Below are 25,877 nucleotides of genomic sequence, written 5' to 3' on the forward strand. Positions count from 1 at the left end.
CTTAAATTAGAGAAAAAGGAGAGAAAAACTGTGAGTTTTTTCCGTAAGCAGGCCTCACCTCCTGACGAGACCAGCAGCAAAAGTTCCATTGGCCTGCGACTCAACGTGTTTTTCTTTAGCACGTTCGTTATATTTTGCGTAATCATCATCCGACTAGCTGTTCTGCAGTTTGTGGAAGGTCCAACTTTAACTGAGGTAGAGACGAGTAGAGATACTAAAAATGTACCGTTAGCTTCCATGAGAGGGGTTATATACGCTGCAGGTGGTGAGAAGCTAGCTTATTCCACACCTGTTCAATCGCTGTATATCACACTCAATAAAGAGTATACGGCTAAGGAAACAGATAAAGTCACCGGTAAAACAACGCTGACCCCAGAGGCTAAGGCCAAGTCTGATGCATTGGCAGCCAAGCTGGTAGCTGATTTCAATAAATATGGGGATCCAAATGCAGAGAAGATGACGGAGAAAGATGTAATTGATGTGTTGGATTTATATTTTCGTAAATCACTTGGCTTTATGGCACGGCGAATTAAGGCTGATCTGACTACTGAAGAAGTTGCTTATTTCATGGAACATAAAGGAGAATATCCGGGGCTTGAGATTGTCGAGGAGAGCATTCGTCATTACGATAAAGATACGGTTGCTGTACAGACGATTGGTTATATCAAACCCTTCAAATCCGCGAACAGTCTTAATATTTATAAAAACATTCTAAGTGCTATGAAAAACAATCCGGAGCCAGGGCTAACGTATAAGGATGATGAATTTGTTGGATTCGATGGGCTGGAGCTGAAATATCAGCGTGAGCTTCGCGGGCAAAACGGCTATCAGGAAATTTCCGTCAATCCACAGAATATGGCGGAGAAAATTGAGCGTGTCGTTCCGCCTGTCAAAGGAAATGACATCTGGACAACGATTAATAAGAACGTTCAGATGAAGACAGAACAGGCGATAACAGATCAGCTCAAATGGTTGCACTCTAATACCGTACAAGGCAGAACGCATCCGAATGCTTTAACGGGATATGCAGTAGCGATGGAAGTAGATACTGGCAATATTGTTGCTATGGCGAGTATGCCTGACTATGATACGAATGTTTGGACAACGGGTTCTTTATCTGCAGATGTCTGGAACAGTATTATGGATAACTATCAGAACGGCACGATAACTCCTATTTCTTCAGGAACCTCAGGGAATGGACTAAGATCTGTATTGCTTCTAGGTTCAACGATTAAACCTTTGAGTGTACTCGTGGGCCTGAATGAAGGGTTGTTTTCAACTTCATCGTATTATCAGGATAAAGGTTTTGCGACTTTTGGTAAGTCTGGGCATGAAACGAAGGTAAGAAACTCTTCTAACCACGTATATGGTTCTTTGGATCCTGCTAGAGCCATTGAGAAATCCTCGAATGCATTTATGGTCGATATGGTCGGTAAAAGATTGTATGACAAATATAAAAGCAAGGGGATAGACATCTGGGATGTCTATATGAAAGAGTTCGGCCTTGGTGTATCTACGGGAATTGACCTGCCAAATGAATTCTTGGGTCAAAGAAACTATACCAATATAGAAGCTGCTGGTAGTGCGCAGTCCGCACTGGTCTATGCCTCTTTCGGACAACAAGGAAGTTATACAGTAATGCAGCTTGCGCAGTATGTTACAACACTTGCTAATGAAGGACAGCGGATTAAACCTCAATTGGTTAGCAAGATTACTGATGCAGATGGAAATATAGTCAAAGAGTTTAAACGTGAGGTGCTCGATGAAGTAACAAACTTCGATAAGTCCTACTGGAATGAAATTAAGCAGGGGATGCGAAGTGAAGTTAGTGCTTTTTCTGATTTCCCTTATGACTTTGCCCGTAAGACGGGAACCTCTCAGCAAGTAGCTAAGGGTGAAATTCGCGATAATGGGGTATTTATTGCATATGCTCCACGTAATAATCCTAAGTTGGCTGTGGCGGTTGTAATCCCTGAAGGTGGTTTTGGTTCACAAAGTGCGGCACCAGTCGCACGTAAAATATTTGATGCCTATGATTGGGAATATGGCCTTGATGGAGTTCCAAAGAAAAGTCTCCAGTCTGGCAATAATACTAATGATAATGCGAAGGAGGGAGAGACTACAGGTACCGAGTAACTCTGACCCTATGGCTAAGATTTAAAAAATAAACAGCTTCTCAATAGAGAGCATACAAGAATGGAGGGGTGGCAAATGATTGCCAAATACCGCCTGCTTGCATTGGATATGGATGGAACCCTACTGAATGATGAACAGATAATTACACCCACAACGGTGGAATGGATTCAAAAGGCGGTCAACGCAGGCGTTCATGTCTGTCTGTCGACAGGCCGGGCATTTGTAAGTGCCTTACCCTATGCAGAGCAGCTAGGTTTAGAGACACCGATGATCACTGTGAACGGCAGTGAGGTGTGGAGAGCGCCACATGAAGTATACCGGAGATCGCTAATGGATCCCAAGCTGGTACAAGAAATGTATGATCTTGCAAAAGCAGATGACATCTGGTTCTGGGCTTATTCTCTGGACGAAGTTCTTAAACAGGATAACTGGGATGGGGATGTAACGGGTAGAGAATGGCTTAAATTCGGTTATCACACTGAAGATGATGAGCTTCGTCATAAGCTGTTGCTTCGTCTTCAGGATATGGGTGGACTGGAGATTACGAACTCTTCTCCACACAATCTGGAGATTAATCCTCTAGGCGTGAATAAGGCAGCAGGAATAAAGGAAGTCTGCAAGCTGCTGGGAATAGAAATGTCGCAAGTTGTAGCTGTGGGCGACAGCCTTAACGATCTGGCGGCGATCCAGCAGGCTGGGCTTGGGGTTGCCATGGGCAACGCGCAAAAGACGGTTAAACAAGAGGCTGATGTTGTGGTGGCGACCAATAATCAAGACGGGATTGCCGAGGTCATCCAAAAGTATATCTTTACCGAAGCTGCAGCCTCTGTAGGCAGCAAATAATAAAAGCAGTACTGCGAAGTGAATCCATGGAGCATTATGCTAGTAGGAGGTTAAGGAATTGACGATCCTGGGTTGGATTCTTATTATTGTTTTGTTTGCTGTAGGATTGGCAGGGGCTGTGTATCCCATACTGCCGGGTGCGTTAGCGATCTATCTTGCCTTTTTTGTATACGGCTGGTTCTTTTCTTTTGAGCCCTTTGGGGTTTGGTTCTGGATTATTCAAACACTGATCGTTGTAGTTCTTTTTGTTGCTGATTATGTTGTAGGAGCGTGGGGTGTCAAAAAATTTGGCGGTTCACGTTCATCGATTATCGGGAGCACGATCGGGCTGATCTTGGGACCTTTTGTTATTCCAGCTTTTGGTCTTATCATTGGACCATTTCTAGGGGCTTTTATTGGAGAACTGATCGTGGGATCTTCCCCGTCTAAAGCTGCTAAGGTAAGTGTTGGCTCCATACTCGGCTTATTTAGCAGCACCTTGGTCAAAATCGTGTTGCAGGTAATTATGGTCGTCCTCTTTTTTATATGGGTCGCCCGGTTTTAATTTAACAGTGAAGAAGGGGAAAGAGTTTGTCCAAGAAAGAGTCTTTTGTTAAAGGCACGCTTATCCTTGCTGCTGCAGCTTTGGTGGCAAGGGTACTCGGGCTTGTCCAGCGGGTGCCGCTGGAGCATTTATTTAATGATGTTGGTAATGCTTCATTTACACAGGCAAACACAGTTTATTTAATGTTATTACCGCTGGCTACAGCAGGGATTCCAAGTACATTAAGTAAAATGGTATCTGAGCGTTATGCACTGAATAGACCAAATGAAGCTCAGCAGGTGTATCGGGCGGCATTAATCTTTGGTGTTGTAGTTGGCGTAATTATGAGCGCATTGTTATACATAGGTGCTCCTTATTATGCAGAATATGCAAAAGTTCCTGAAAGTACTTTGGCGATCCGGGCCATAGCTCCGGCACTCCTACTCTTCCCTTCTATTGCAATGATGCGTGGTTACTTTCAAGGGCGGAATAATATGATGGCTGGTGGCATCTCTCAAATTGTGGAGCAGATCGCGAGGGTATCTACAGCTGTTCTTCTGGCATTTGTATTGTTACAAAAAGGGTACGACAACACTTGGATGGCTGCTGGAGCATCATTCGGTAGTGTATTTGGTAGTGTTGGTGCTTTTGGTGTAATGCTCTATTACGCTATGAAATTACGGCGTAGTGAGGGGCAAACTGCGTTATACGAAACGAATGAAGCGAAGCTTCCTCTATTTGGAATTTATAAGGATATATTTAAATTATCCATTCCTATCGTTCTATCTTCAGTTACGGTTCCAGTAGTGAACTTTATTGATACATCTTTAATTGTACCGTTACTGAGTGGACAAGTTGGTGTAGCTGATGCCACACGTGCTTTGGGTATTTTCGGGAGTCGGGCACAGAGTGTCGCCGGGATTCCGCCGGTTCTTTCTATAGCACTGAGCACTTCACTAATACCAATTATTTCAGCTGCATATGCCCGTCGGGATGAAAAACATCTAAAAGGGCAAGTGACGTTAGCGCTTCGTATCTCTATTTTAACAGGAGCACCGATTGTTCTATCACTCGTAGTTGCTGCATATTCAGTTAATGGCCTCTTATTCAGTAGTTTAGATGGCAGTGGTATCGTAGCCATGCTTACTTTAGGAACGATCTTTCAGATTACGATGATGACAACGAACTCTATTTTGTTAGGTATGGGCAAATCGCGAATTTCCATGTATTATGTGTTAGCGGGTATTATTGTAAAATTAGTGGCAAGCTTATTACTTAGTAAGGTATTTGGCATCTACGGAATTATCGGTGCAACAGCACTTTGTTTCGTGGTCATTACTTTGCTTAACTTACGGATGCTGAAATCGATTGTGCCATTTGAAATTATGGGCAAACGTTGGGGCGGTTTCGCGATTGCGGTACTTGTGTCCGGCGGGATTGGTTATGGCTTGAATGAAGCTGGGATTCTGTTAACGGATCTGATGCCTGCACGTTTGGCGTTTCTGATCACTTGTCTTGTTGTAGGGGCAGCCGTTGTTGTTATTTATCTAGTACTGCTTATTGTGCTGGGTGTGCTGACTAAACAGGAAATCTCCAGTTATCCGCGGGCGTTGCAAAAATTATTGAATCCGCTGATGAAGTTACAGCCTGCACGTGTTCGTATGAGAGAATAGGTTTGACTTCTACACTGCATTTTGCTTCACTTAAAGAGTAGAAAATAGACAGATATTGAAGAAGGGACTGAGTAAATCATGGACAAAATTAGTTCTCCTGCTGAATTTCAGGTAGCCATTCAATCACCTCGATTAACAGTGGCCATCTTCAAGGCTGACTGGTGCTCGGATTGTAAATTTATCGATCCTTTTATCCCAGAGGTAGAGCAGGCTTATGCAGACCGCCTTACACTGGTTGAGGTAGATGTTGATGCCGTGGGCGATGTTAGCCAAGAACAAAATATTATGGGTATTCCAAGCTTCGTCGCATATTCGGATGGACGGGAATTGGTTAGATTCGTTAATAAATTGCGCAAATCCCGTGAAGAGATTGAGAATTTCCTTGATAAAGCGGTCCAAGTGCATCAAAGCCTTCAAAAGTAATTCCTAAGGAACCACCGCTTTCGCCTGTTTGTGCAAAAGCGGTGGTTTTTTGAAATATAAGTCTGGCTGCTTCTCCATTACTAAAAACTGCGGGTGATATTTTTGACGACAAATCAGTTGAAATGGCTTAGTTATCTTACTTGCCTTATCATGTTCCTCGCTGTACTCGGAGGAGCGGTAGTGACGAAGACTGGATCGGGCTTGGAATGCGGAAATGAATGGCCGCTCTGTCATGGAAAATTAATTCCGGCTTATACTATAGGCTCGATGATTGAATACACCCATCGCTTGTTTAGCGGTTTGGCAGGGTTATTCTCACTTGCCTCGATGTTTGCTTTTTGGCGTTATGCCCGTACTCGGCGCGATTTGCTGGGATATGCATTTATGACCTTAGTATTCGTCATCGTTCAAGGTGGTATGGGAGCGCTTGCAGTAATTAAATCCCAATCCGCTGCTGTAATGGCGTTGCATATGGGTTTTTCTTTGATCGCCTTTTCGAGCGCTATGATGTTGGCTCTTGGAACCAAGAGATGGCATGAAGCACGTGAATATGATCATAAGCTGGAGGCTCAAAAGAAGCCCGTAAGTAAGGCTTTTCGCAATTTAACCTGTTTTACTGCCATCTATTCTTATATTGTCGTGTATATTGGAGCCTTTGTAAGTCATACGGATTCACAAGGCGGGTGTTCGGGTTGGCCGCTTTGTAATGGAGAATGGGTTCCGGAGCTTTCCGGAGGTGTAGGTGTTGTTTTTACGCATCGGATTGCGGCTTTAATCTTATTCATGCTTACTGCGCTGCTTGGGCATTTAGCATTTTGGAAACATAAGGATTATCCAGAGCTTAGAGCGCTGGGTGTAGCTGCAGTGCTGTTATGCTTGATGCAGGTATTTAGTGGGGCGGCTGTGGTTTACACTCTAGATAATGAAAGGCTGTACATATTTGCCACTTTGGCTCATATTTTACTGATTGCCAGTTTGTTTGGTGTCTTATGTTATATGAGTGTAAGAGTCTGGCAGCTAAATCGCGCGAGTAGTGTCGTGTCTGGAAAAAATGTAACGAGCCCAATGATTCCACCGCCTTGGTAGAACATTCCCTCCGTGGATAGAGGTGCTTCACCCGCGGAATAATAAAGTGGAAATCGGTATATCGTGGAGCTGATTGGCCGATGCTTACGTCGCGAGTTTTGTACGAAGCAGTCCATGGAAGCAGACGCTGAACAAAACTTTAGGAGGACTGGGATATGCTGCGGGTATTACTTGGAGAGCCGCCTCGAAAGAACAGCGGTGTGTTGGCTGATGCGATGGAGAATATGGCCACTTTTGCAGCATTGCTGCGCAAGGAAATGAGTGCCCATGAGGATAATGACCATGAATACCGCAAGCTGGAGATTTGGACACGTGGGCTGATTTCCTCTCTGGATGAACTGGAGCAAAGTTGGTTCGCGGCCGCTTTTTACCGGAAATTAGTGATTGCGGGTTATATGGATGATATGACACCGGTGGAACAGGGCGATTATGCACGTTATGTTTATTTTTATAAAGATGGCTTTATCCGGGTTTTCTCTCTTCTGGACAAGCTTGGGACGGTACTGAATCATTTTTATGATCTCAAAACATCCAAATTAAAAACGCACTTTTCTTATTTTACAGTGCTGCGTCAGCTTCAATTATTGAATGTGCATCCTGCATTAGCGGATCAACTGGAAGAGATTAAGAACTCCTACCGCGATCCATTGGAGAATTTACGCAAGCGCAGAAATGCTGAAATTCATTATATGAATTCCGAAATGCAGGATGATTTGTGGCAGCGGCACCAAGGTCTGCATGACAAAATTCAGCTCGAGGATCTGGATAGCCATCTTGAGGATTTAAAACAATCGCTCGAAATGAACTGTAAGACATTAATCGCGGCATTCAGCTACAGCAATGAACAGCTGCTTAAGGAAATAAGCAAGGCAAAGAGCATAAAATCGTAATCGTTCAATATATTTCCTTTTGACAAAAATAGATAAACTCACTATACTTATGCTTGCATTAAAGTATGTACGATTTCAGAAAAAATATAATTTCATAACTTTATCTTATCGAGAGCGGCGGAGGGATAGGCCCGATGAAGCCCGGCAACCGATTTGTATCCAGCGCGGGAAGCGTTGTACAAATGTCATGGTGCTAATTCCTACAATGGCGCAGGTTGCGGTCGTTGGCAGATGAGAAGGCATTGTCTTAATAAACCCACAGAGCCTCTTGCGATCTGCATCGATCGTTGGAGGTTTTTTTGTATAGAATAAGTGAAGTATAAAGGGGGGGCGACGAGAGTTGATTAATCTAAAAGGGATAACAAAGGTTTATGGAAAAGGGAGTAATGCGGCAACAGCACTTTCTGGATTGAATCTGTCCATCGAGAAAGGTGAAATATTCGGAGTCATCGGCCACTCTGGAGCCGGGAAAAGTACATTGATCCGTTGCATTAATCTGTTGGAACGTCCGACAGAAGGAGAGGTCTGGGTAGACGGTGTTGAGCTAACCAGTCTTAACCAAGGTCAGCTGCAGGAACAGCGGCGCAAGATTGGGATGATTTTTCAACATTTCAATTTGCTGTCTTCGGCGACCGTATACGATAATATTGCCTTTCCACTGCGCCTTGCAGGTACATCTAGAACAGCTATTGATACAAAAGTCAAAGACCTGCTCGCTCTAGTTGGGCTTGAAGAACATAAAGATAAGTTTCCTTCTCAGTTATCTGGAGGACAAAAGCAGCGGGTCGGCATCGCCCGGGCACTAGCCAGTGACCCTGATGTGCTGCTGTGTGACGAGGCCACTTCTGCGCTTGATCCCCAGACAACGGATTCCATTCTTAAGCTGCTGCTCGATATTAATAAAAGATTCCATTTGACCATTGTGCTGATCACACATGAAATGCATGTAATCCAGAGCATCTGCGACCGTGTCGCGGTCATTCATGGTGGTGGGATTGTTGAGCAAGGCAAAGTTACAGAGGTATTTCTCAAGCCGCAGCATGAGGTTACACGCGATTTCATTCGCAGTGAGACACAGAATGAAGGACCTCTTCGAGTGGCGCTTGATGCTGCTGCCGGGGATAACTCTAAAGCTGTCAAAATTACTTTTTTCGGAGAAAAAACTTACGGCTCGGCACTATCCGATGTCGTGCGTGATACGGGTGTAAGCTTTGCAATCTTACATGGTACCATCTCAACGATTAAAGATGTGCCTTATGGACAGATGATTGTGCGGTTCGAAGGGCCAGCTGAGGCGATTGCTGTAACGATCTCCAGACTAATTGCTCAAGGCCTTGATGTGGAGGTGATTTCGTAATGAATTTTGCAGATCTAAATTGGCAAGAAATGATGGATGCTACGGTTGCTACTATAAAAATGATATTTTTTTCCGGATTGTTCACAATTATTCTTGGTTTACCACTCGGAATTCTATTGTATTTATGGGGAAAATCGAATAGTATAGTAATCAGAGTAACTTACTCGGTCTTATCATTACTTGTAAATATCCTACGTTCCGTACCCTTTATCATTTTGATGGTGGCTCTAATTCCTTTCAGCAAAGCTGTTGTTGGAACCTCCATTGGTGTACTCGGTACGATTCCACCTCTGGTGATTGGTGCAGCTCCATTTTTTGCCCGCTTGGTAGAGACGTCGTTAAGAGAGGTAGACCGCGGAGTCATCGAAGCCGCACAAGGTATGGGAGCATCGACGAACCAAATCGTTATGCGTGTTCTTTTGCCAGAAGCTCGTCCAGGTCTGCTCGCTGGAGTTACGATCACACTGGTTACACTGGTCTCCTATACAGCAATGGCTGGTATGGTTGGGGGCGGCGGATTAGGTGACTTGGCGATTCGTTACGGCTACCACCGCTATGAGACGGAGATTATGATTGTTTCTATAGTATTTATTGTCGTACTGGTGCAATTGCTACAAATGGCCGGTGACCGACTCGTAAAACATTACACACGGAAATAAGGTACATCCATATATATCCTTATTCAATACAAAATATAGATTAGAGGGGGATTTACAATGAAAAAAGTACTACTTACATTTTTTAGCCTGACACTGGTTGCGGTGCTTGCGGCTTGCGGTAACAACAATGCATCTAATAATGCTGGGAGCTCGGCTGCTACAACAGCACCAAACGCAGAAGCAACAAGTGAACCTACTAAAGATCCAGTGAAATTGGTTATTGGTGCCTCACCTGTTCCTCATGCTGAAATTTTGAAGGCTATTGCTCCATTGCTTGAAAAAGATGGAATTACACTTGAAATCAAAGAATTCACTGACTATATTCAACCTAACGTGCAGCTTGATGAGAAGGAGTTAGATGCTAACTTTTTCCAACACCAACCGTATCTGGATGACCAAAACAAAAATAATAAAACCGACCTGGTCTCTGTTACATCCGTTCACGTTGAACCTTTTGGAGCTTATTCCAAAAAAATCAAATCGATCGATGAGTTGGCTGATGGTGCAAAAGTTGCCATTCCGAACGATGCTACTAACGGTGGCCGTGCACTAATCCTACTTGCAAAAAATGGTCTGATTACCTTGAAAGATGATACAAACATTGCTGCAACAAAAGCAGATATCACTGAAAACAAGAAAAATCTCGACATCATTGAGTTGGAAGCTGCTATGCTCCCACGTCAACTGGATGAGGTAGACCTTGCTTTGATCAACACGAACTTTGCACTAGACGCTGGTCTTGTGCCAACTAAAGATGCATTGTTCATCGAGGGTGTAGATTCCCCTTATGCTAACATTTTGGTAACCCGTCAAGACAATAAAGATTCCGAAGCCATCAAAAAGCTGGTTGCTGCCCTGAATTCTCCAGAAGCTAAAGCTTTCATTGAAGAAAAGTACGAAGGTGCGATCATTCCAGCGTTTTAAGGAATGAAGCTAAATTCGTCTATAGTCATAACAAGAACCCGCAGCCAAGTTGGCTTGCGGGTTTTATGTTCTAAGGTTGTGAGAGAATGTTAAATCCTCTATAATAAGAAAATCCCGATCTCCTATACAGGAGAATCGGGAGGGTTATTGAACGGGATTTAGAATACTTGAACTACTTCTTCAACGCCTTCTACTTCTTCAAGGAGGGCGCGTTCAATCCCGGCTTTCAAGGTGATCGTGGAGCTTGGGCAGCTGCCGCAGGCACCCATAAGTTTCAACTTAACGATGCCGTCTTCCACATCGACCAGTTCTACGTCACCGCCATCGCGCTGCAGGAACGGACGAAGCTTATCCAGCACTTCTAGTACTTCATCATACATTTCGGTGCTTTGTGCATTCTCACTCATTTCTCAATCACTCCTTTCGTAAGTTCATTATAGTACAAAAAGTTAAAAAATAAAATGGTTAGGCGGAATAGGGAGATCATCATGAGACCAATTATTGAATTTTGTTCCAGCAACATGGGTCACGGAACAGACAAGCTAATGCATAAGCTGGAGGAAAATCCAGATTATGATGTCATTGAATACGGATGTCTGAACAATTGTGGAGAGTGTTATTTAATGCCTTTCGCCATGGTTGAAGGTGACATTATTGCAGCAGAAACTGTTGCAGAGCTAGAAGAGAAAATTGAGGCCAAGATCAAAGAGCTTGAGGCTTGGTTTAATATAGATCTTGACTAAATTTCTCGAGAAAAAAAGAGGGAGCACTCCATAATCTAAATTATGGAGTGCTCCCTCTTTTTGGAACCTTACTTGAACAAAATCCACCAATTTGATCGATTAGGCAACATATTGGAGAGTGCAGGGGCTACCGTGAAGGTGCCACCGGACTCAGGCGACCTTATATTGAGTGTTTTCCTACATTTGGATTGCTATCGGACCCCATAGTCACTATTCACCTGAAAAACAGCATAAATGAACCTCATTATAAGCAATAACTTCACTGGAGTCCGAAACTCTCCTTCAAAGGCTGAAAATTTGCAAATAAGGTCATCTGAGTCCGAAGGGTATACGCACCAATAACGTAAGGAAGCTACTCTCGTGTTTATCTGAGAGTAGCTTCCTTTAATACTTATGAACCAATCATAGGCTTATCCTAAAGTGCGTTTCGACATCCAGAGCACTCCGCTCTTGAGGATGCGGGGAACCCGTCCTTTGACGGAGCGTTGTCCCATAAGTCCGAATCCTGCTTTTTTTCCTAGTGACCCTAAAGTACCCTTCAGGCGAATAGGATGAAGCTTAGGAGTCTCACCGCGCCAGGTCGCTTGGATAACCTGAGCTACCTGCTCACCCTGTGCTCCAGCGGCTTGTGCGCTTGGTGCGAATGGCAGACTGGCACAGTCACCAATCACATATACCTCCGGATAATCCGGTATACGATAATACTCATCCAGCATAATCCGTCCACCGCGGTCCTTCGACACATTCAAATCTTGAACTACTTTTACAGGTTGAATCCCTGCGGTCCATACTGTCACATCTGAAAGGATTTCCTCGGTACCGTTAAAAATCGAATCCTTCTCTACATGAGATACAGAGATTCGTCCCAGCGTTTGCACCTGATGGTGATGAAACCATTCCTCTACGTACTGTGACAGCTTTGCCGGAAAGGCAGACAAAACACGTTCACCGCGATCCAGAATAGCGATGTTAAGGTCTGGACGGCTTTCCCGAAGCTCTGCGGCTAATTCAACACCGCTCAATCCTCCACCTACAATGTTTATCGTTCCGTAAGGCTTCACATCATTTAAACGGCGGTAGGTTTCCCGAGTACCAGCAAAGGTCTGGATGCTGCAGGTATATTGATCAGCACCAGGGATGTTGTGGTAATTGTCGGTACAGCCAAGAGCAATGGCTAGGAGATCATAAGATACAATCTCACCGGACTCCATACTGACTATTTTGCTCTCCAAATCAATGGAACTCACTTCACCGTACCGGACAGTAAGCCGGGGGTGAACCGGAAAATGAATGCGCAGGTGATAATCAGTTACGGTACCTGCGGCGAGCGCATAATATTCCGTTTTGATTCCTTGATAAGGCATTCGGTCAATTAAGATAATTTCAACATCATGAGGAAGATGATTATTGAGTAATTCTTGAATTAAGGCTAGGCCGCCGTAGCCACCGCCAAGAACGAGTATTGTTCTCATGCTGACCGAACTTCCTTTCCAATATGGGATAACAAATCTCAGGTAGTCTTCTTATTCGTATACCTTAACTTCATTATAGAAAGTGTCACGTTCGACAGGAATTCGTCCAGCACCTTTCACTAGCCAGATCAATTCGTCGCGAGTCAGACCTTCCGGTGTTAAGGCGCCAGCCGCGTGGCTGATACGTTCTTTTAGAATTGTGCCATGCACATCTGATGCACCGAAGTTCAGCGCAACTTGAGTAAGCTGGGGGCCAATGTTAATGAAGTACGCTTTGATGTGATCGAAATTGTCCAACATCAATCTGCTGATCGCAATGGTCTTCAGATCCTCATAAGCAGAGTTGCGGCGCATGATGCCAGCGTTTTTATTCTTAGGCTGCATGGACAATGGAATGAATACCATAAAGCCATTGGTTTCGTCCTGCAAATCACGGATTTGCATCATATGGCGGATACGGTCTTCATGAGATTCAATGGAGCCGTACAGCATAGTGGTATGGGTCTTCATCCCAAGCTGATGTGCTGTCCGATGGACTTCCAGATATTCTTCCACATTAGCTTTGTCTACACGCATTTTTTTACGATATTGGTCGGATAATATTTCTGCACCACCACCGGTGAGTGTTTTCAGTCCAGCAGCACGCAATTGTTCCAGTACCTCACGAATACTCAAACCGCTAATACGGGTGAAAAAATCAATTTCAGCGGCAGTGTAGGCTTTTAAGGTAACCTCAGGGAAACGTTCGTTCAAAGCTTTTAAAGAATCCACATAATATTGGAAGGGAACCTTGTCGTTATGGCCACCAACAATATGGAATTCGCGTACGCCTGGGTGGATATGCTGTTCGACATATTGCACCATTTCCTGACCGGAAAGGGTATAGGCTCCCTCTTCTCCATCATCTTTGCGGAAATTGCAGAATGCACAGTGCGATTCGCAAACATTGGTGAAATATAGACTCATGTTTTCGATAAAATATACCCGATTGTGATTCTTGGCGATATTGACTTCATTCGCTAGCTGGCCAATGGTAAGTAAATCGTTGCTTTGATATAAATAAACGCCATCTTCCAAATTCAATCTTTCGCCGCTGCGAACCTTATCAATAATGTTCGCCATTCGGGCATCCGTGTGGGGGGTAAAAAGAGTAGACATATTATGATTTCCTCCTGAAAGTTTACGAGCAGATTGCTCGAAGATAAATTCCAGACGTACCCAAGTGGTAGCTGTTCATTCTAGAAAAGAAAGAGGCGAGCTTGCCTCCGTGACAAATTTCCGAATTTTTACTTAGAGTGCCTTCCCTATTATAAACCTACTCTCCTAAGGGTATCAACAGCTTGATATTGATGGTGTTTTTTGCTGTGAAGGGTCATGCCGAAGGCAGTTGTGACTTGAGGGTAACGGAATAGTCGGTTATACTGAATTTATCAAGCATAAACGTCATTGGCATCCTTATAAAGTTGATAAGCGTTTAAGCGAGAAATATAAGACATAAAGAATAGGTGCAACACTTATACTTTCTTATATTTTTAAGAAATAACTTTTGGCCGGAAGGTCCCTTAAACATAAGTTTCCGCTTATGAAGGGAGACGAATTTGTAGGAGGATGAGATCATGATTAATATTAGTGAAAAGGCAGCAGAACAATTAAAGGCGATGCTTGCTGAACAAGAAGTACCGAACATGTTCCTCCGTATTGGAGTAACGCCCGGCGGTTGCAGTGGATTCTCGTACGCTATGGGCTTTGATGATAATGAAACCGATCAGGACGTATATATGGACATTCAAGCCATGAAAGTGGTTGTGGAGAAGGAGAACCTTCGTTACCTGGACGGTCTCGAAATCGACTTTGAAGAATCCGGCATGACGGGTGGTTTCACCATCAACAACCCTAACGCTACTGCAACTTGCGGCTGCGGTTCAAGCTTCCGTACAGCTACGGATGCAGGGAAACCTAACGAAGAGCCTTGCTAATTACAGCAATCACGGCTCCAAGCCCCGTGTTGGATTCTAACAACACAGGCTTGGAGTTTTTTTTTTTTTTTTTTTTTTTTTTTTTATTCTCAATGACAAAAATCATCACAAGGAGTTCGGAAATGGAAATGGAAATCAGAAAATTAAAAGCTGGTGAACAGCCTCCATTAGAATTACTTCTATTAGCAGATCCTTCGGAGAGCTTGGTTAACGGATATTTACAAAGAGGGTTATGTTGTGTAGCTGAGGTGGATAACAGCATCATCGGAGTCTACGTTGTGCTGCAGACAAGACCGGAGACTGTAGAGATCGTAAATATCGCCGTCGACGAAAATAAACACGGGCAAGGTATAGGAAAACAGCTGCTGAACCATGCGATTCAGAATGCCAAGCTGCTTGGAGCAAAAACCATTGAAATTGGCACAGGAAATTCGAGCGTTGGACAATTGGCACTTTATCAGAAATGTGGATTCAGAATCACCGGCATTGACAGAGATTTTTTTATTAGGCATTACAGTGAAGAAATCTTTGAAAATGGGATTCAAGTCATAGATATGATACGCCTGTCGCTGGATTTATGAGTAATAGGGGAGTTTCTCAGAAGCCATTTAATGGGCGCTGGGGTAGCTCTTTATTCTTTTACATAGGAAGCAAACGATAAATCGCTAACCATGTATCACGAACGATATATCGCTAACCATGTATCGCAAGCCATGTATCGGACACAGATGACCCTAAACGCCGCATTTTCCCATATTTGTGGTGCCAACGGACCGCATTGCCGCTATTGCTATGAAAATCAGTAAATATGAAACTCTTTCTAAGCGATAGTGTCACTGGAGTCCGAAAACACGCCTCAAAGGTTGAAAATCTGCAAATAACGTCATCTGGGTCCGAAATGCTCATGGGTTAACGACACTGTTGAAGCAGATAGCTATTGTTTAAAAACACAGAGCAGCGATTCTCCACATAACTGGAGAATCGCTGCTCTGTGTTTTTTTTGCGAGGGTCGGACCGTTTGTGCATAGAAGTAAGCTGTTTATAGGCAGTCCCCTGCGTACATTAGGCTGGAATAATAAACTTGTAATTAATCATAAATACGATGAGCGCTGCAGCTCCAAGGGAGAAGGCGATACAGCCCGTACCCAGTGCTCTGCGTTTGTCTTTAATAAATTTAAAGCCAATGGCGCAGATCAGTATAGTCGTTCCAGCCAATACAATGGACATCCCAAGCATAGCCACCCAATATAAAACCTCAAAAAACTGTGCCATTCTGAGCCCTCCCCGCGCTGTGCTTTTTAGTGATTCTGTTAGTACTCACTATAATAGTAGAAATTGAAAATGTAACCGCTATTAATAATACAACGATTTTGAAGATTATTCTAGTTATAGTGAACTCATCCATTAAGATAATGATGTCGAATTTCTTGAGAACTGAATCTACAAAATCCGCGGTTGTACCCTGTCGCTGTCGACTGATGCTGTGCTAAACACTAAGCCCTTTTTGCTAAGAGCGGCATCTTACACGGACAATCATACAAGAGGGCGAGACCTTCTCTGAGTAATGTATAGGGTAGGCTGGATTGTGAAGGGAGGGAAAGGACGATGGCAGGAAGACAATTGGCCAGTAAGTGGCTGAAGACAGAGGCGTTGCTGACCGACGCTCGGGTTGCACCCTATATCCCAATGACGAGGGGGTACAGGGCAGAAACGCTCCTGGCAATGCTTCGTAGATATGGAAATGTTGTCATTAAACCTATTGTGGGTGGCGGAGGTTACGGTGTAATCAAAGTTTTTCGGGATAGTCGCGGTTATGGATTCACCTATATGGACAGAACTCGAATTTACAAGGATTTTGGATCCATGAGACGTGCGCTTAATACTGTGAAGGCAAAACGCAGATATTTGATTCAACAAGGGATTTCCCTGGCGAGAATCGGCGGGCGGCCTATTGATTATCGGGTCAAAGTAGTTAAGAATGGTGAGGTTTGGGAATTTCGCTCCATGGTAGGGAGATTGGCTCGGCCAGGTCTGTTCGTAACCAATCTTTGTAAAGGGGGAACGATGCTATCATGTCGTGAAGGACTTCGTAGATCGTTGCCGCGGATTAAAGCTTCAGCGAAGAAAGCAGAAATGCGGAGACTAACCCATGTATGTATCGGAATTATGGAACGGCATTTTCCGGGAATAGGTGAGCTGGGCTTTGATTATGCTGTAGATTATTCGGGGAAAATATGGATTTTGGAGGTTAATACAAGACCTCAATAAATTAACAATTATTTTAAGAATTGACGATAATAGAGTAGTAAGATAAAATTGCGTTTAGTTGCGTTCTTTTGGGGTAAATAACATTGTAATTTATTTACAATAAAAATATATTTTTTGCTTTATACAAGTGGTTCAATCCTGTGTATAACTATTATCCCCATAGTCCACTGTGTAGCTAGTACCTTTATAACGCTTACACACATTTTATACACAGGATTTCCACATGTACTTGTGGATAACGCGAACGCTTGTTCGAAAAATGATAGTTTGATATGATAGATTCAGATCCAAATAAAGGAAAGGTAGATGAAGTTTATGGTTGAATTGTCGGATGAGATGCTGCTTGACTCTTACCATAGAGCAATAGAGCTGCAACTAGAGCATGATTTCATCGCTCTTCTACTCGTTGAAATTCGCAAACGAAACTTACACTCTCCAGTACATGCGGTTCTTCATTAAAAAAGCGCAAAGGATAACTTTGTAGCAGGCTACATATATAAAACCGCGAGGCACAAACAAACATAAAAGGGTATCCTCACAGGCTGTTATCAACAGGCCTGTAAGAATACCCTTTTTTATTGTGTTAATAGATTTAGAGTTTCATATTACTGCTGTGACCCGGTGATAGCTTCGCTTCTGGATCAATGTACACCTTAGCATTATTCACAGCCGTTGGAGCTTCGCCAAATCCTACAGCAATCAGCTTCAGCTTACCAGGGTAAGTTGTGATATCGCCGGCAGCAAATATGCCTGGAATGCTTGTTTCCATACGCGAGTCAACAACAATGGAGTTCCCCTCAATATCAATACCCCATTCGGCAATAGGACCTAGGGAAGAGATGAATCCGAAGTTCACAATAACGCTGTCCACTTCAATTTCTTGAGTTTCTTTGGTCTTGATATTTGACAATGTAACCTTGGTAATGAACTCATCACCATGCAGCTCTGTAATTTCAGTAGGAGTAACTACGTTAACCTTGGAAGCCATCAGGTTCTCAACGCTATGTTCATGCGCACGGAATTTATCCCGGCGGTGAATCAGGGTTACCTGTTCAGCGATGGGTTCCAGCATGAGCGCCCAGTCAACTGCAGAGTCACCGCCACCGCTGATCAGAACTTTTTTATCTTTAAAGGCATTTAGATCATTTACAAAATAATGGAGGTTTGCTTTTTCAAAACGTCCAGCGTTGGGTAATTCCAAACGACGAGGTTCAAATGCACCTACACCAGCTGTAATGATGATCGCCTTACTGTGGTATTCGGCTACATCGGTTGTAACCACAAAATGACGTTCGTCCCGTTTTTGAACAGAAATCACTTTCTCCTCCAGCCGGATATTGGATTGGAACATATCCATTTGCCGAGACAGGTTGTCGACCAATTCTTGTGCTGTTACTTTTGGAAAACCTGCCACATCATAAATGTATTTTTCTGGATAAAGGGCAGCAAGTTGTCCCCCCAATTGGGGCATACTTTCAATAAGGGTTACTGATGCCTGACGCATTCCGCCGTAAAATGCGGCAAACATGCCAGCTGGCCCGCCACCTATGATTAAAAGGTCGCTCATAGGAACGCTGGATTGCTCTTGGGTCACGGGATATTACACCTCCGAGTTGATATATTCATTTTGCCATACTTGTGTACCTACTTATTATAATCATTGTGACACATACCTGCAAAGAAAGACTTTAGAAGTCAATAAAAGTGTGACGTTTTTTAGTATTTTAATGTTTGATTAATGCTACACTAAGGTTTACAATGGATATGGTCAATTTAGAAATGCTTCAAGTTTGATTGGAATTTCTTCTAAATATAAGTGTATAAATTCACAAAAAGGACCGTACATTGTTTCAATAAAAAATACAAAGACAGATTTACCTCTTGGAAGGAGCCGGAACATGAGTAGTATTCCCAAAATCGTTATCTTAGGCGCGGGCTATGGGGGTATTTTGACCGCACAGCGCTTGCAGAAGGCTTTGAATTATAATGAAGCGGATGTCACGCTTGTAAACCGTCACGAGTACCACTATTTTACTACCCATCTACATATGCCTGCGGCGGGTACGGACAGTATTGAACACACTCGGGTGTCCATTTCGAAACTAATCGATGAATTCAAGATCGACCTCGTGAAGTCATCTGTTCAGGAAATTCGTACTCAGCAGAAAAAGATTATTTTGGAGGATGGTACCCTATCGTACGATTATCTTGTCATTGCTTTAGGTGGAGAGCCTGAAACATTTGGTATTCCTGGACTTGATAAATACGCACTGACAATCCGGAGCATCAATTCCGTTCGTTTAATTCGCGAGCATATTGAATATCAATTCGCTAAGTACAAGAACGAGAACAATGCTCAGGAGCATATTAATTTTGTTGTCGGTGGTGCCGGCTTTAGCGGTATCGAATTTGTAGCTGAATTAGCTGACCGTATCCCTGGACTGTGTAAAGAATATGACGTTGATCCAAGTATGGTTAATATATATAACGTAGAGGCTGCTCCGACAGCACTGCCTGGTTTCGCTCCTGAGCTTGTTGAGTATGCGATGGACTTGCTCACCAAAAAGGGAGTTACCTTCAAGATGGGTGTTGCGATCAAGGAGTGTCTGCCAAACGGGGTAATTCTGGCATCAGGCGAAGAAATCAAAGCCTCCACAATTATTTGGACAGGCGGAATCCGTGGCAATCGTCTTATTGAGGCTGCCGGATTTGAAGCTATGCGTGGGCGCGTGAAGGTAGATGAATATCTACGTGCACCGGGCCAAGAGAATATCTTCATTATTGGTGATGGCTCCCTTATGATTAATCCGGAAGGACGCCCTTACCCGCCAACCGCTCAAATTGCTATGCAGCAGGGTGAATGCTGTGCGCATAATTTGGTGGCGGCAATCCGCAATCAACAGCCGAAGAAATTCGCATTCAGCAATAAAGGAACCGTAGCTTCCCTAGGCAAAGGCCAAGGAATCGCTGTAGTAGGCAGCAAAACTTACAAGGGCTGGACTGCAGCTCAGTTGAAAAAAGTTGTAGATATGCGCTACTTGTTCATTATCGGCGGAATTCCGCTGGTTCTGAAAAAAGGAAGATTCTTATAAGATGCGCCATTGCAGCGTACAGGTACGCGGACTGCTGACTCGGGAAGAATTGGACCGTTATAACGGACTGATAGAGGTTGGATCTTATCTGGAGGATCAGAACCAGTATGATCTGGCTTATATCGTTCAGAAGGAAATTGATCTGCTCATTCTCCCTGGTATCGAACGCCTGAAGGATAAAGGGCGCGCTCGGGATCGGGCCACGGCTGAATATCTGGAAAGTTTACGTGAAGATGATGAGGATAACGAAGATGAGGATTCAGGAACTTCGGTGTCTTAATCTAATAATATGGCAGTTAAAAAGGGTGTGTCTCCATGCGAACTGGAGACACACCCTTTTTTTGTTGTTACAGCTTGAGCATTTCTTCAAAAGATTCTTCTGTCAGCAGATTGCCGACATAAAAAGGTCCGAATTCGCCGTAGCGGGCACTTACTTCGTCAAAACGCATTTCGTATACCAGCTTTTTGAATTGCAGTGCATCTTCAGCGAACAGAGTCACGCCCCATTCCCAGTCATCAAAACCGACGGAGCCGGTAATAATTTGCTTCACTTTACCTGCATATGAACGTCCAATTAACCCGTGTGAAGCCATGAGCTCCCGGCGTTTGTCCATATCAAGCATGTACCAGTTATCGGCAAGCTCGCGTTTTTTGTTCATAGGATAGAAACAAATGTGTTTCGCTTGCGGTAAAATAGGCTTTAAACGTGCGGCAACATGCGGATTCTGCATAGGGTCGCTGCCGTCGCTGCCACTGCCACCAGCAGCGTAGTTGCTTAATTCAACAATACTTACATATGAATAAGCTTTGGTTGTATATTGAGCAAAAGCGATTTTGTTAAAGGCAGTCTCAAGCTGGTTCAAAGCTTCTAGGCTTTCGCGCAAAAACATCATTACAAAATCAGCCTTTTGGCCCACTATGGAGTATACTGCGGTGCTGCCTTCTTTAGCTTCCTCAACAGGGCTCCATTCCTGCATAAAAGCATGTAGTTCTTCCAGGGCAACGGCACGTTCTTCATCATCTGCTGCCGTCCAAGCGGTCCAGTTCAGAGAGCGGAAGTCATGCAGTGCATACCAGCCTTCCAGTGTCAAAGCGGCTTCGATCATGATCTCACTCCTTAAAAGTTTTACGAAGCATAAGCCTCGTTGAAATAACATCGCGTAAAACTTGCTTCGAAAGCATACGCTTAGTTTTACGAAGCATAAGCCTCGCCCAAAATAACATCGCGTAAAACTCGCAATTGAAGCATAAACTTAGTCTTACGAAGCATCTGCTTCATAGGCTATGTATGATCAGATTAATCTACTTGCATTGTATCGCAATCAAGCCGCCAAGAGCAAACGGAGGCATCCTCTAAGCGTGCGAATTAGTGCGTGAATTTGAATAAAGTTCATTGCTTCGTGACATTTTTTCTAGTAAACTTACTACTAGCTTGTAAAAGATGTGCGCTTCTTTATAGAAAGGGGTGGAGACGGTAAGATGGGATTTATTCCAGTGTTTATCCTAGCCGTTTTATTCTTTGTGATGATGTTTGGTATCGGCTTTATTCTTAACATGTTAATGAAGACAACCTGGTTTCCCGCTTATCTATTCGTACTTATTATTCTACCCGTCGTAATCTATTCTATTTGGGATAGAAATGCGATGTCGCTCTGGGAGCATCTCTCCAGTTTCCACTTTGTTGATTATCTTACAGGTGTCGCTGGTCTTGCAGGTGCTATACTTAGTGGATGGACCATTCAAAAGCTGCGCTTTGGCGGTTACAAGATGTTTTAAAGATTTGAAAGAGCCTATGTTATGAATCAGTCTTATATTTCTGCGAGAAACGGGATACCTTCCTCTTTAGAGGACGGCGAAGCCGTTTCTTCTTGTTTAATAGAGGTAGATATTCGTAAGAAGAAGTTGATTATATTGCGAAAAGAGTCGAAATTGGGATTTTATTTACATTTTCGCTATGTTAATTTGTGATAGAATAGAATCCTGTATGAATTCGTGTAAACAAGGGGGTATCCGTAGATGCGGATGAGTAACTTACATCATTTCACCGAACATCATCGGTACTGCGTTTCCCGCGAATTTGGTCTTAGTGTTATAGATGGACGTATGCTTAGCTCTGTATATCAACCTATGGTAGGAGCCTTTGCAATCAGTTTCTATCGCTTGCTGGTTGAACATGTGCCAGCAGATAGCATTGGCTATTCTGGAGTGGAGCAACAGCGCAGGCTATTTATGACTTTGGGTGTTGAACCCAATGAGAAAGGCCGCAAATATTTAATTGATCAGGCTTCCCGGTTAGAAGCAGTGGGTCTGTTGCAGACCTGTCGAATCTATGTGCCGGAAACAGATGATTATTTATATGAATATGAGCTAATGCCGCCGCTATCGCCAGCCGACTTTTTTGCCACTCAGCATTTAACCTTGCTGTTACGTGATAAGATTGGCAAATTTGCTGTGCTGTCCTTACGGGAACAGTTCTGGAATCGCGAGCCGGAAGAGTGGAGCCGCAGATCTATAGGCAAAGAGAATATTTCCGTGCCTTTTTATGATATTTTTCAACTTAATACACATGTCATTGATTATGAGCTGGAGCAAGCTTTGGCAGAGGTAGCCTCTGTTCGACAGCCCGGCACGCTTGAATCCGGAGAGCAGGCAATTGGATACAGTGACATTATTTTGCGTTTTCCACGGGAGTCTGTGAATCGGGCTCATGTAGAAAAACTGCGCTTTGACCATACTCAAATGGGTGTAATTAACTATGTTGCTCATAAATACGAACTGAGTCCGCAGGATTTATGTCGTTTGCTGGATGAGGATGGAGTGTTCTCACCGGAGGGCGAGGTCATGCTGGATGCGTTGCAATATAAAGCGAGCCAACATTTCAGGCAAGATATGAAACGACAGGAAAAACGTGAAATTGCAGCTGCGAAAGTTGTTTCTATCCGGTCCAGTGCGACCGAAGAGAATGATGATTCTATAGCACCACCAGAGCAATCTGTTGAGATGGAGTATTATGTAGAAGTACCGCCACAATTTTTGTCCAAATGTGACATTCACCAATATAATATGATGCTGCGGAACGAACCTTATACGAGACTGCTACAAACCTTTTTCCCGGGTGCAGTGCCCAGCCATCTGATGGATATGTTCGAGAAAATAGATCTGAACTATAAGCTGAGCGGTGAAGTAATTAATGTACTCATTCATTATTTAATGACTATGGTAGCCTCGGGTGGAGAACAGCGGATGAACCGCAATTTTGTAGAGGCTATCGCCTCCAATATGCTGGTTAAACAAGTGAACACCTACGAGAAGGCTGTAAGATATATTAGAGATCAGTCCAAAGTGAAGGGCAAGGGGACAACGGCTAATGCTGCTGGAGGAACACGATCACGTTCTTATGCCAAAAATACAGGCCGCTCCAATAAACCGGAAATTCCGATTGTGCTGGATGATGGAAGTGCTGGAACAGTATCGGAAGAGGAATTCGCGGCGATGATGAAGAAAGCAGCAGAAATTAAGGCTAGTAAGAAAAAAGGCGTATCGCAAACGCCTTAATGAAAGAGAGGTGGAACAATGGAGTCTATGGGCGATGTACTTCGTTCGATCAACAATCCAACTCTACGGCAGCGTCAACGCGATCTTGAACAGGGGTTATTCAATCATCCACTTGTGAAGGCATTACAGTCCGAACATCCTGAACTGGACGAATCACGACTGCGGCTTCATATGAGTCGCCTGTATCAATATGTAGAGGAAAGCCGAAACTGTGCGAACTGCCCAGGACTAGAGAAGTGTCCAAATGATTTTCCTGGCCATTATAGTAAACTAACGGTAGAAACTGTGAATGGTTCAGTGGATCTATATGAACGCAAGACGGCATGCCGGCTTAAAGTGGCACAAGATAATCAGGATAACATCCGCAAACGTATTCGTAGCTTTTATGTGGACGAGCGTGTACTTAACGGCGGTTATGATGAGATAGATATTATGGGCAAAGACCCGCGCCGGGTCTCGGCTGTGAATAAAATATTTGATTATATCACGAATGTTAAAGAGGAAGGCCTGACTTCACGCGGCATTTATTTACATGGCTCTTTCGGAACAGGCAAAACTTTTTTGATGTGTTATTTACTGCATGAGCTTGCTGTTGCTGGATATACCGGAGTGATCGTATACATGCCAGACTTTATAGAGGACTTGAAATCGATCATGATGGATGGCCAGAAGATGAAGGAAACTGTTGATACGATGAAAAACTGCGATTTACTTATTTTTGATGACATTGGTGCGGAAAATTTGAATCCTTGGGCTCGTGATCATGTACTTGGGGCGATCTTGAATTATCGGATGAACCGCAAACCAACCTTCTACACCTCGAATTATCCGTTGGATGGCTTGGAGAAACATCTTAGCTTTACGAGCAAAGATGGTGAAGAGGTCTATAAAGGCCAACGACTAATGGATCGCATTGCTCCTTTTGTGGATGTTCTTCCACTGCATGGGGAAAATCAAAGAGGGGCCAATAGATAAGCCTGGAATATTCATAATGCAAATTCAAAAGAGCAGTGATTCCCCTTTTATTGGAGGATCGCTGCTCTTCGTTTTTTTAGTTATTCGAACTCAAACGCCGCTTTCTCTCTGCTACGAAGCAGGATCGCCTTAAGTCCTGATTGTTTTTCACTTGTCCAAACACACTTTCCGTTTGCAACATCTGGCAGGCATACTGAATCTGATCGATAATTAGGGAATATCTCCCTAAAAATGAACTGATTCGTCAGCGAAAACAGATATTCTCCCGATTATTAGGGAGAAATTCCCTGATTCCGTTCATTTATAGCAATTATCGGCTATAATCAGGGAGGTTTTCCCCCCATTATTCTCAAAAAAAGAAGCCGCCCCATAAGTAGCATTCACTACTTTTGAGACAGCTTCTTTTTATTGTGCGATGATTCCTTTACTCCGAGAGAATGAACTTAAGGATGACCATTCCGAAAAAGACAACCGTCATAAACGTGGTCATTCCGAAAAATCCGGTCATTAAATCCCCAAGATCATTGCGGGGTTCTTCGTTGATATGTTCTCGTGGGTCCCGTACTTGCGCGTTAACATCCATAGTTTCTGCCTCCTTACAGGGACAAGCCCTGTATTATTAGATGCAAATTGACATTTGTTTATGAAATAAGTCATTGACAATTAATGCGCTTTCTTTAAGTATACCGAAATGCTGGGGAGGTTGTAAAGAAAAGAGTACGCAAAAAAAATACATTGAAGGCAATATAATTGCGAGTGATATTTCACATATCCCATAAAGATATGTTATACTTGTAATGTGTCGGTAAGTGGTAATTTGGTTATCATATTACATGAAACAATTTATTAACTCATATTTCGGAGCAGCTTCCATGAACTAAGCTTTGGCTTAAGATGTGCGTAATGCTTCGCAAAACTTAAAGGAGGAACAATATCATGGCTATCGTGAACGTGTCTGACCAATCCTTCAGTAACGAAGTGGAAGGTCAAGGTACTGTAGTAGTAGACTTCTGGGCTCCTTGGTGTGGTCCTTGTAAAATGCTCGCTCCAATCTTGGATGAATTGTCCACAGAGCTGGGAGACGACGTGAAAATTGCAAAATTGAATGTGGATGAGAATCCGGAAACGGCTTCCCGTTTTGGTGTTATGAGTATCCCAACTCTGATCTTCTTCAAAGATGGTCAACCGGTAGATAAAGTTGTGGGACTGAACTCCAAAGAATCCCTGAAAAATATCGTAGCAAAACATCAATAATTGATAGATGCTACTGTTCGGGCCTCGG

Annotated in this window: 28 protein-coding genes and 1 riboswitch; of the genes, 21 read left to right on the top strand and 7 right to left on the bottom strand. The window is 43.5% G+C overall.

Annotated features, from left to right (window positions below; all coding sequences use genetic code 11):
• Window positions 1–30: 30 nt before the first annotated feature.
• The 10 genes from MHH63_RS02235 (at window position 31) to MHH63_RS02280 (ending at window position 10,514) form a co-directional block, all read left to right on the top strand.
• Window positions 31–2,136, top strand: coding sequence for a peptidoglycan D,D-transpeptidase FtsI family protein (locus MHH63_RS02235; protein WP_076279678.1), 2,106 nt, complete (start codon window positions 31–33; stop codon window positions 2,134–2,136).
• Window positions 2,137–2,211: 75 nt separating this feature from the next.
• Complete coding sequence (locus MHH63_RS02240; protein ID WP_341171173.1) at window positions 2,212–2,979, top strand: Cof-type HAD-IIB family hydrolase; 768 nt, start codon at window positions 2,212–2,214, stop codon at window positions 2,977–2,979.
• A gap of 58 nt (window positions 2,980–3,037) precedes the next feature.
• Window positions 3,038–3,523, top strand: coding sequence for a DUF456 domain-containing protein (locus MHH63_RS02245; protein WP_038573189.1), 486 nt, complete (start codon window positions 3,038–3,040; stop codon window positions 3,521–3,523).
• Between the two features lie 26 nt (window positions 3,524–3,549).
• A complete protein-coding gene (locus tag MHH63_RS02250; RefSeq protein WP_076277561.1) occupies window positions 3,550–5,175 on the top strand; it encodes a putative polysaccharide biosynthesis protein in 1,626 nt (541 codons plus the stop codon).
• A gap of 78 nt (window positions 5,176–5,253) precedes the next feature.
• Window positions 5,254–5,598 (top strand): thioredoxin family protein, encoded by a 345-nt coding sequence (locus MHH63_RS02255; RefSeq protein WP_036685265.1) that lies wholly within the window; start codon window positions 5,254–5,256, stop codon window positions 5,596–5,598.
• Between the two features lie 117 nt (window positions 5,599–5,715).
• Entirely contained in the window at window positions 5,716–6,684 is a 969-nt protein-coding gene (locus tag MHH63_RS02260; protein WP_445321750.1) for a COX15/CtaA family protein, read from the top strand.
• 155 nt (window positions 6,685–6,839) lie between these two features.
• On the top strand, window positions 6,840–7,574 hold the full coding sequence (locus MHH63_RS02265) for a Cthe_2314 family HEPN domain-containing protein (RefSeq protein ID WP_341171175.1): 735 nt from the start codon (window positions 6,840–6,842) through the stop codon (window positions 7,572–7,574).
• A gap of 102 nt (window positions 7,575–7,676) precedes the next feature.
• A riboswitch (SAM riboswitch) is annotated at window positions 7,677–7,812 on the top strand.
• Window positions 7,813–7,914: 102 nt separating this feature from the next.
• Window positions 7,915–8,931, top strand: coding sequence for a methionine ABC transporter ATP-binding protein (locus tag MHH63_RS02270; protein ID WP_076193371.1), 1,017 nt, complete (start codon window positions 7,915–7,917; stop codon window positions 8,929–8,931).
• Window positions 8,932–8,960: 29 nt separating this feature from the next.
• Window positions 8,961–9,590 carry a methionine ABC transporter permease gene (locus MHH63_RS02275; RefSeq protein WP_370510697.1) on the top strand — a complete coding sequence of 210 codons (630 nt, stop codon included), beginning with the start codon at window positions 8,961–8,963 and terminating at the stop codon, window positions 9,588–9,590.
• A gap of 57 nt (window positions 9,591–9,647) precedes the next feature.
• Window positions 9,648–10,514, top strand: a complete 867-nt coding sequence (locus MHH63_RS02280; protein WP_341171176.1) for a MetQ/NlpA family ABC transporter substrate-binding protein — start codon at window positions 9,648–9,650, stop codon at window positions 10,512–10,514.
• A 158-nt stretch (window positions 10,515–10,672) separates the two neighbouring features.
• Here MHH63_RS02280 and MHH63_RS02285 read toward each other — a convergent pair whose 3' ends face one another.
• Complete coding sequence (locus tag MHH63_RS02285) at window positions 10,673–10,921, bottom strand: NifU family protein (protein ID WP_036685249.1); 249 nt, start codon at window positions 10,919–10,921, stop codon at window positions 10,673–10,675.
• 81 nt (window positions 10,922–11,002) lie between these two features.
• Here MHH63_RS02285 and MHH63_RS02290 point away from each other — a divergent pair, with 81 nt between their 5' ends.
• Window positions 11,003–11,257, top strand: a complete 255-nt coding sequence (locus MHH63_RS02290) for a YuzB family protein (RefSeq protein ID WP_076099374.1) — start codon at window positions 11,003–11,005, stop codon at window positions 11,255–11,257.
• A gap of 410 nt (window positions 11,258–11,667) precedes the next feature.
• On the opposite strand, the gene MHH63_RS02295 is transcribed toward MHH63_RS02290, so the two are convergent.
• On the bottom strand, window positions 11,668–12,729 hold the full coding sequence (locus MHH63_RS02295) for an NAD(P)/FAD-dependent oxidoreductase (RefSeq protein WP_076099373.1): 1,062 nt from the start codon (window positions 12,727–12,729) through the stop codon (window positions 11,668–11,670).
• A 51-nt stretch (window positions 12,730–12,780) separates the two neighbouring features.
• Complete coding sequence (mqnE, locus tag MHH63_RS02300; RefSeq protein WP_036685236.1) at window positions 12,781–13,887, bottom strand: aminofutalosine synthase MqnE; 1,107 nt, start codon at window positions 13,885–13,887, stop codon at window positions 12,781–12,783.
• A 458-nt stretch (window positions 13,888–14,345) separates the two neighbouring features.
• Here mqnE and MHH63_RS02305 point away from each other — a divergent pair, with 458 nt between their 5' ends.
• Both MHH63_RS02305 and MHH63_RS02310 read left to right on the top strand, forming a co-directional pair.
• Complete coding sequence (locus MHH63_RS02305) at window positions 14,346–14,705, top strand: HesB/IscA family protein (RefSeq protein WP_076184761.1); 360 nt, start codon at window positions 14,346–14,348, stop codon at window positions 14,703–14,705.
• Window positions 14,706–14,833: 128 nt separating this feature from the next.
• Complete coding sequence (locus MHH63_RS02310; protein WP_076128052.1) at window positions 14,834–15,286, top strand: GNAT family N-acetyltransferase; 453 nt, start codon at window positions 14,834–14,836, stop codon at window positions 15,284–15,286.
• Window positions 15,287–15,767: 481 nt separating this feature from the next.
• Here MHH63_RS02310 and MHH63_RS02315 read toward each other — a convergent pair whose 3' ends face one another.
• Window positions 15,768–15,977, bottom strand: coding sequence for a hypothetical protein (locus MHH63_RS02315; protein ID WP_036685233.1), 210 nt, complete (start codon window positions 15,975–15,977; stop codon window positions 15,768–15,770).
• Between the two features lie 333 nt (window positions 15,978–16,310).
• On the opposite strand from MHH63_RS02315, the gene MHH63_RS02320 reads away from it, so the two are divergent.
• Window positions 16,311–16,973 carry a YheC/YheD family protein gene (locus MHH63_RS02320; protein ID WP_341143522.1) on the top strand — a complete coding sequence of 221 codons (663 nt, stop codon included), beginning with the start codon at window positions 16,311–16,313 and terminating at the stop codon, window positions 16,971–16,973.
• Between the two features lie 315 nt (window positions 16,974–17,288).
• Complete coding sequence (locus MHH63_RS02325; RefSeq protein ID WP_036685584.1) at window positions 17,289–17,432, top strand: sporulation histidine kinase inhibitor Sda; 144 nt, start codon at window positions 17,289–17,291, stop codon at window positions 17,430–17,432.
• Between the two features lie 133 nt (window positions 17,433–17,565).
• Here MHH63_RS02325 and MHH63_RS02330 read toward each other — a convergent pair whose 3' ends face one another.
• On the bottom strand, window positions 17,566–18,540 hold the full coding sequence (locus MHH63_RS02330) for an NAD(P)/FAD-dependent oxidoreductase (protein ID WP_076128050.1): 975 nt from the start codon (window positions 18,538–18,540) through the stop codon (window positions 17,566–17,568).
• A gap of 331 nt (window positions 18,541–18,871) precedes the next feature.
• Between MHH63_RS02330 and MHH63_RS02335 the strand changes: the two genes are divergently transcribed.
• The gene (locus tag MHH63_RS02335; protein WP_036685230.1) at window positions 18,872–20,065 is read left to right on the top strand and encodes an NAD(P)/FAD-dependent oxidoreductase; all 1,194 of its coding nucleotides are present in this window, start codon (window positions 18,872–18,874) and stop codon (window positions 20,063–20,065) included.
• Window position 20,066: 1 nt separating this feature from the next.
• The gene (locus MHH63_RS02340; RefSeq protein WP_036685228.1) at window positions 20,067–20,345 is read left to right on the top strand and encodes a hypothetical protein; all 279 of its coding nucleotides are present in this window, start codon (window positions 20,067–20,069) and stop codon (window positions 20,343–20,345) included.
• A gap of 67 nt (window positions 20,346–20,412) precedes the next feature.
• Here MHH63_RS02340 and hemQ read toward each other — a convergent pair whose 3' ends face one another.
• Window positions 20,413–21,171 carry a hydrogen peroxide-dependent heme synthase gene (gene hemQ, locus MHH63_RS02345; RefSeq protein ID WP_036685226.1) on the bottom strand — a complete coding sequence of 253 codons (759 nt, stop codon included), beginning with the start codon at window positions 21,169–21,171 and terminating at the stop codon, window positions 20,413–20,415.
• A gap of 373 nt (window positions 21,172–21,544) precedes the next feature.
• On the opposite strand from hemQ, the gene MHH63_RS02350 reads away from it, so the two are divergent.
• The 3 genes from MHH63_RS02350 (at window position 21,545) to dnaI (ending at window position 24,595) form a co-directional block, all read left to right on the top strand.
• Entirely contained in the window at window positions 21,545–21,841 is a 297-nt protein-coding gene (locus tag MHH63_RS02350; protein WP_036685224.1) for a YuiB family protein, read from the top strand.
• A gap of 240 nt (window positions 21,842–22,081) precedes the next feature.
• On the top strand, window positions 22,082–23,620 hold the full coding sequence (locus MHH63_RS02355; protein ID WP_076193307.1) for a DnaD domain protein: 1,539 nt from the start codon (window positions 22,082–22,084) through the stop codon (window positions 23,618–23,620).
• Window positions 23,621–23,638: 18 nt separating this feature from the next.
• Window positions 23,639–24,595: a primosomal protein DnaI gene (gene dnaI / locus MHH63_RS02360; RefSeq protein WP_076134190.1), complete on the top strand. Its 957-nt coding sequence runs from the start codon at window positions 23,639–23,641 to the stop codon at window positions 24,593–24,595.
• A gap of 424 nt (window positions 24,596–25,019) precedes the next feature.
• On the opposite strand, the gene MHH63_RS02365 is transcribed toward dnaI, so the two are convergent.
• Window positions 25,020–25,178 carry a YqzM family protein gene (locus tag MHH63_RS02365; RefSeq protein ID WP_094902239.1) on the bottom strand — a complete coding sequence of 53 codons (159 nt, stop codon included), beginning with the start codon at window positions 25,176–25,178 and terminating at the stop codon, window positions 25,020–25,022.
• Window positions 25,179–25,531: 353 nt separating this feature from the next.
• Between MHH63_RS02365 and trxA the strand changes: the two genes are divergently transcribed.
• A complete protein-coding gene (trxA, locus tag MHH63_RS02370) occupies window positions 25,532–25,849 on the top strand; it encodes a thioredoxin (RefSeq protein WP_036679814.1) in 318 nt (105 codons plus the stop codon).
• Window positions 25,850–25,877: the final 28 nt, after the last annotated feature.

Origin of the sequence: Paenibacillus sp. FSL H3-0310 (assembly GCF_038002785.1) — a bacterium.
Classification (GTDB): Bacteria; Bacillota; Bacilli; order Paenibacillales; family Paenibacillaceae; genus Paenibacillus_AQ; species Paenibacillus_AQ odorifer.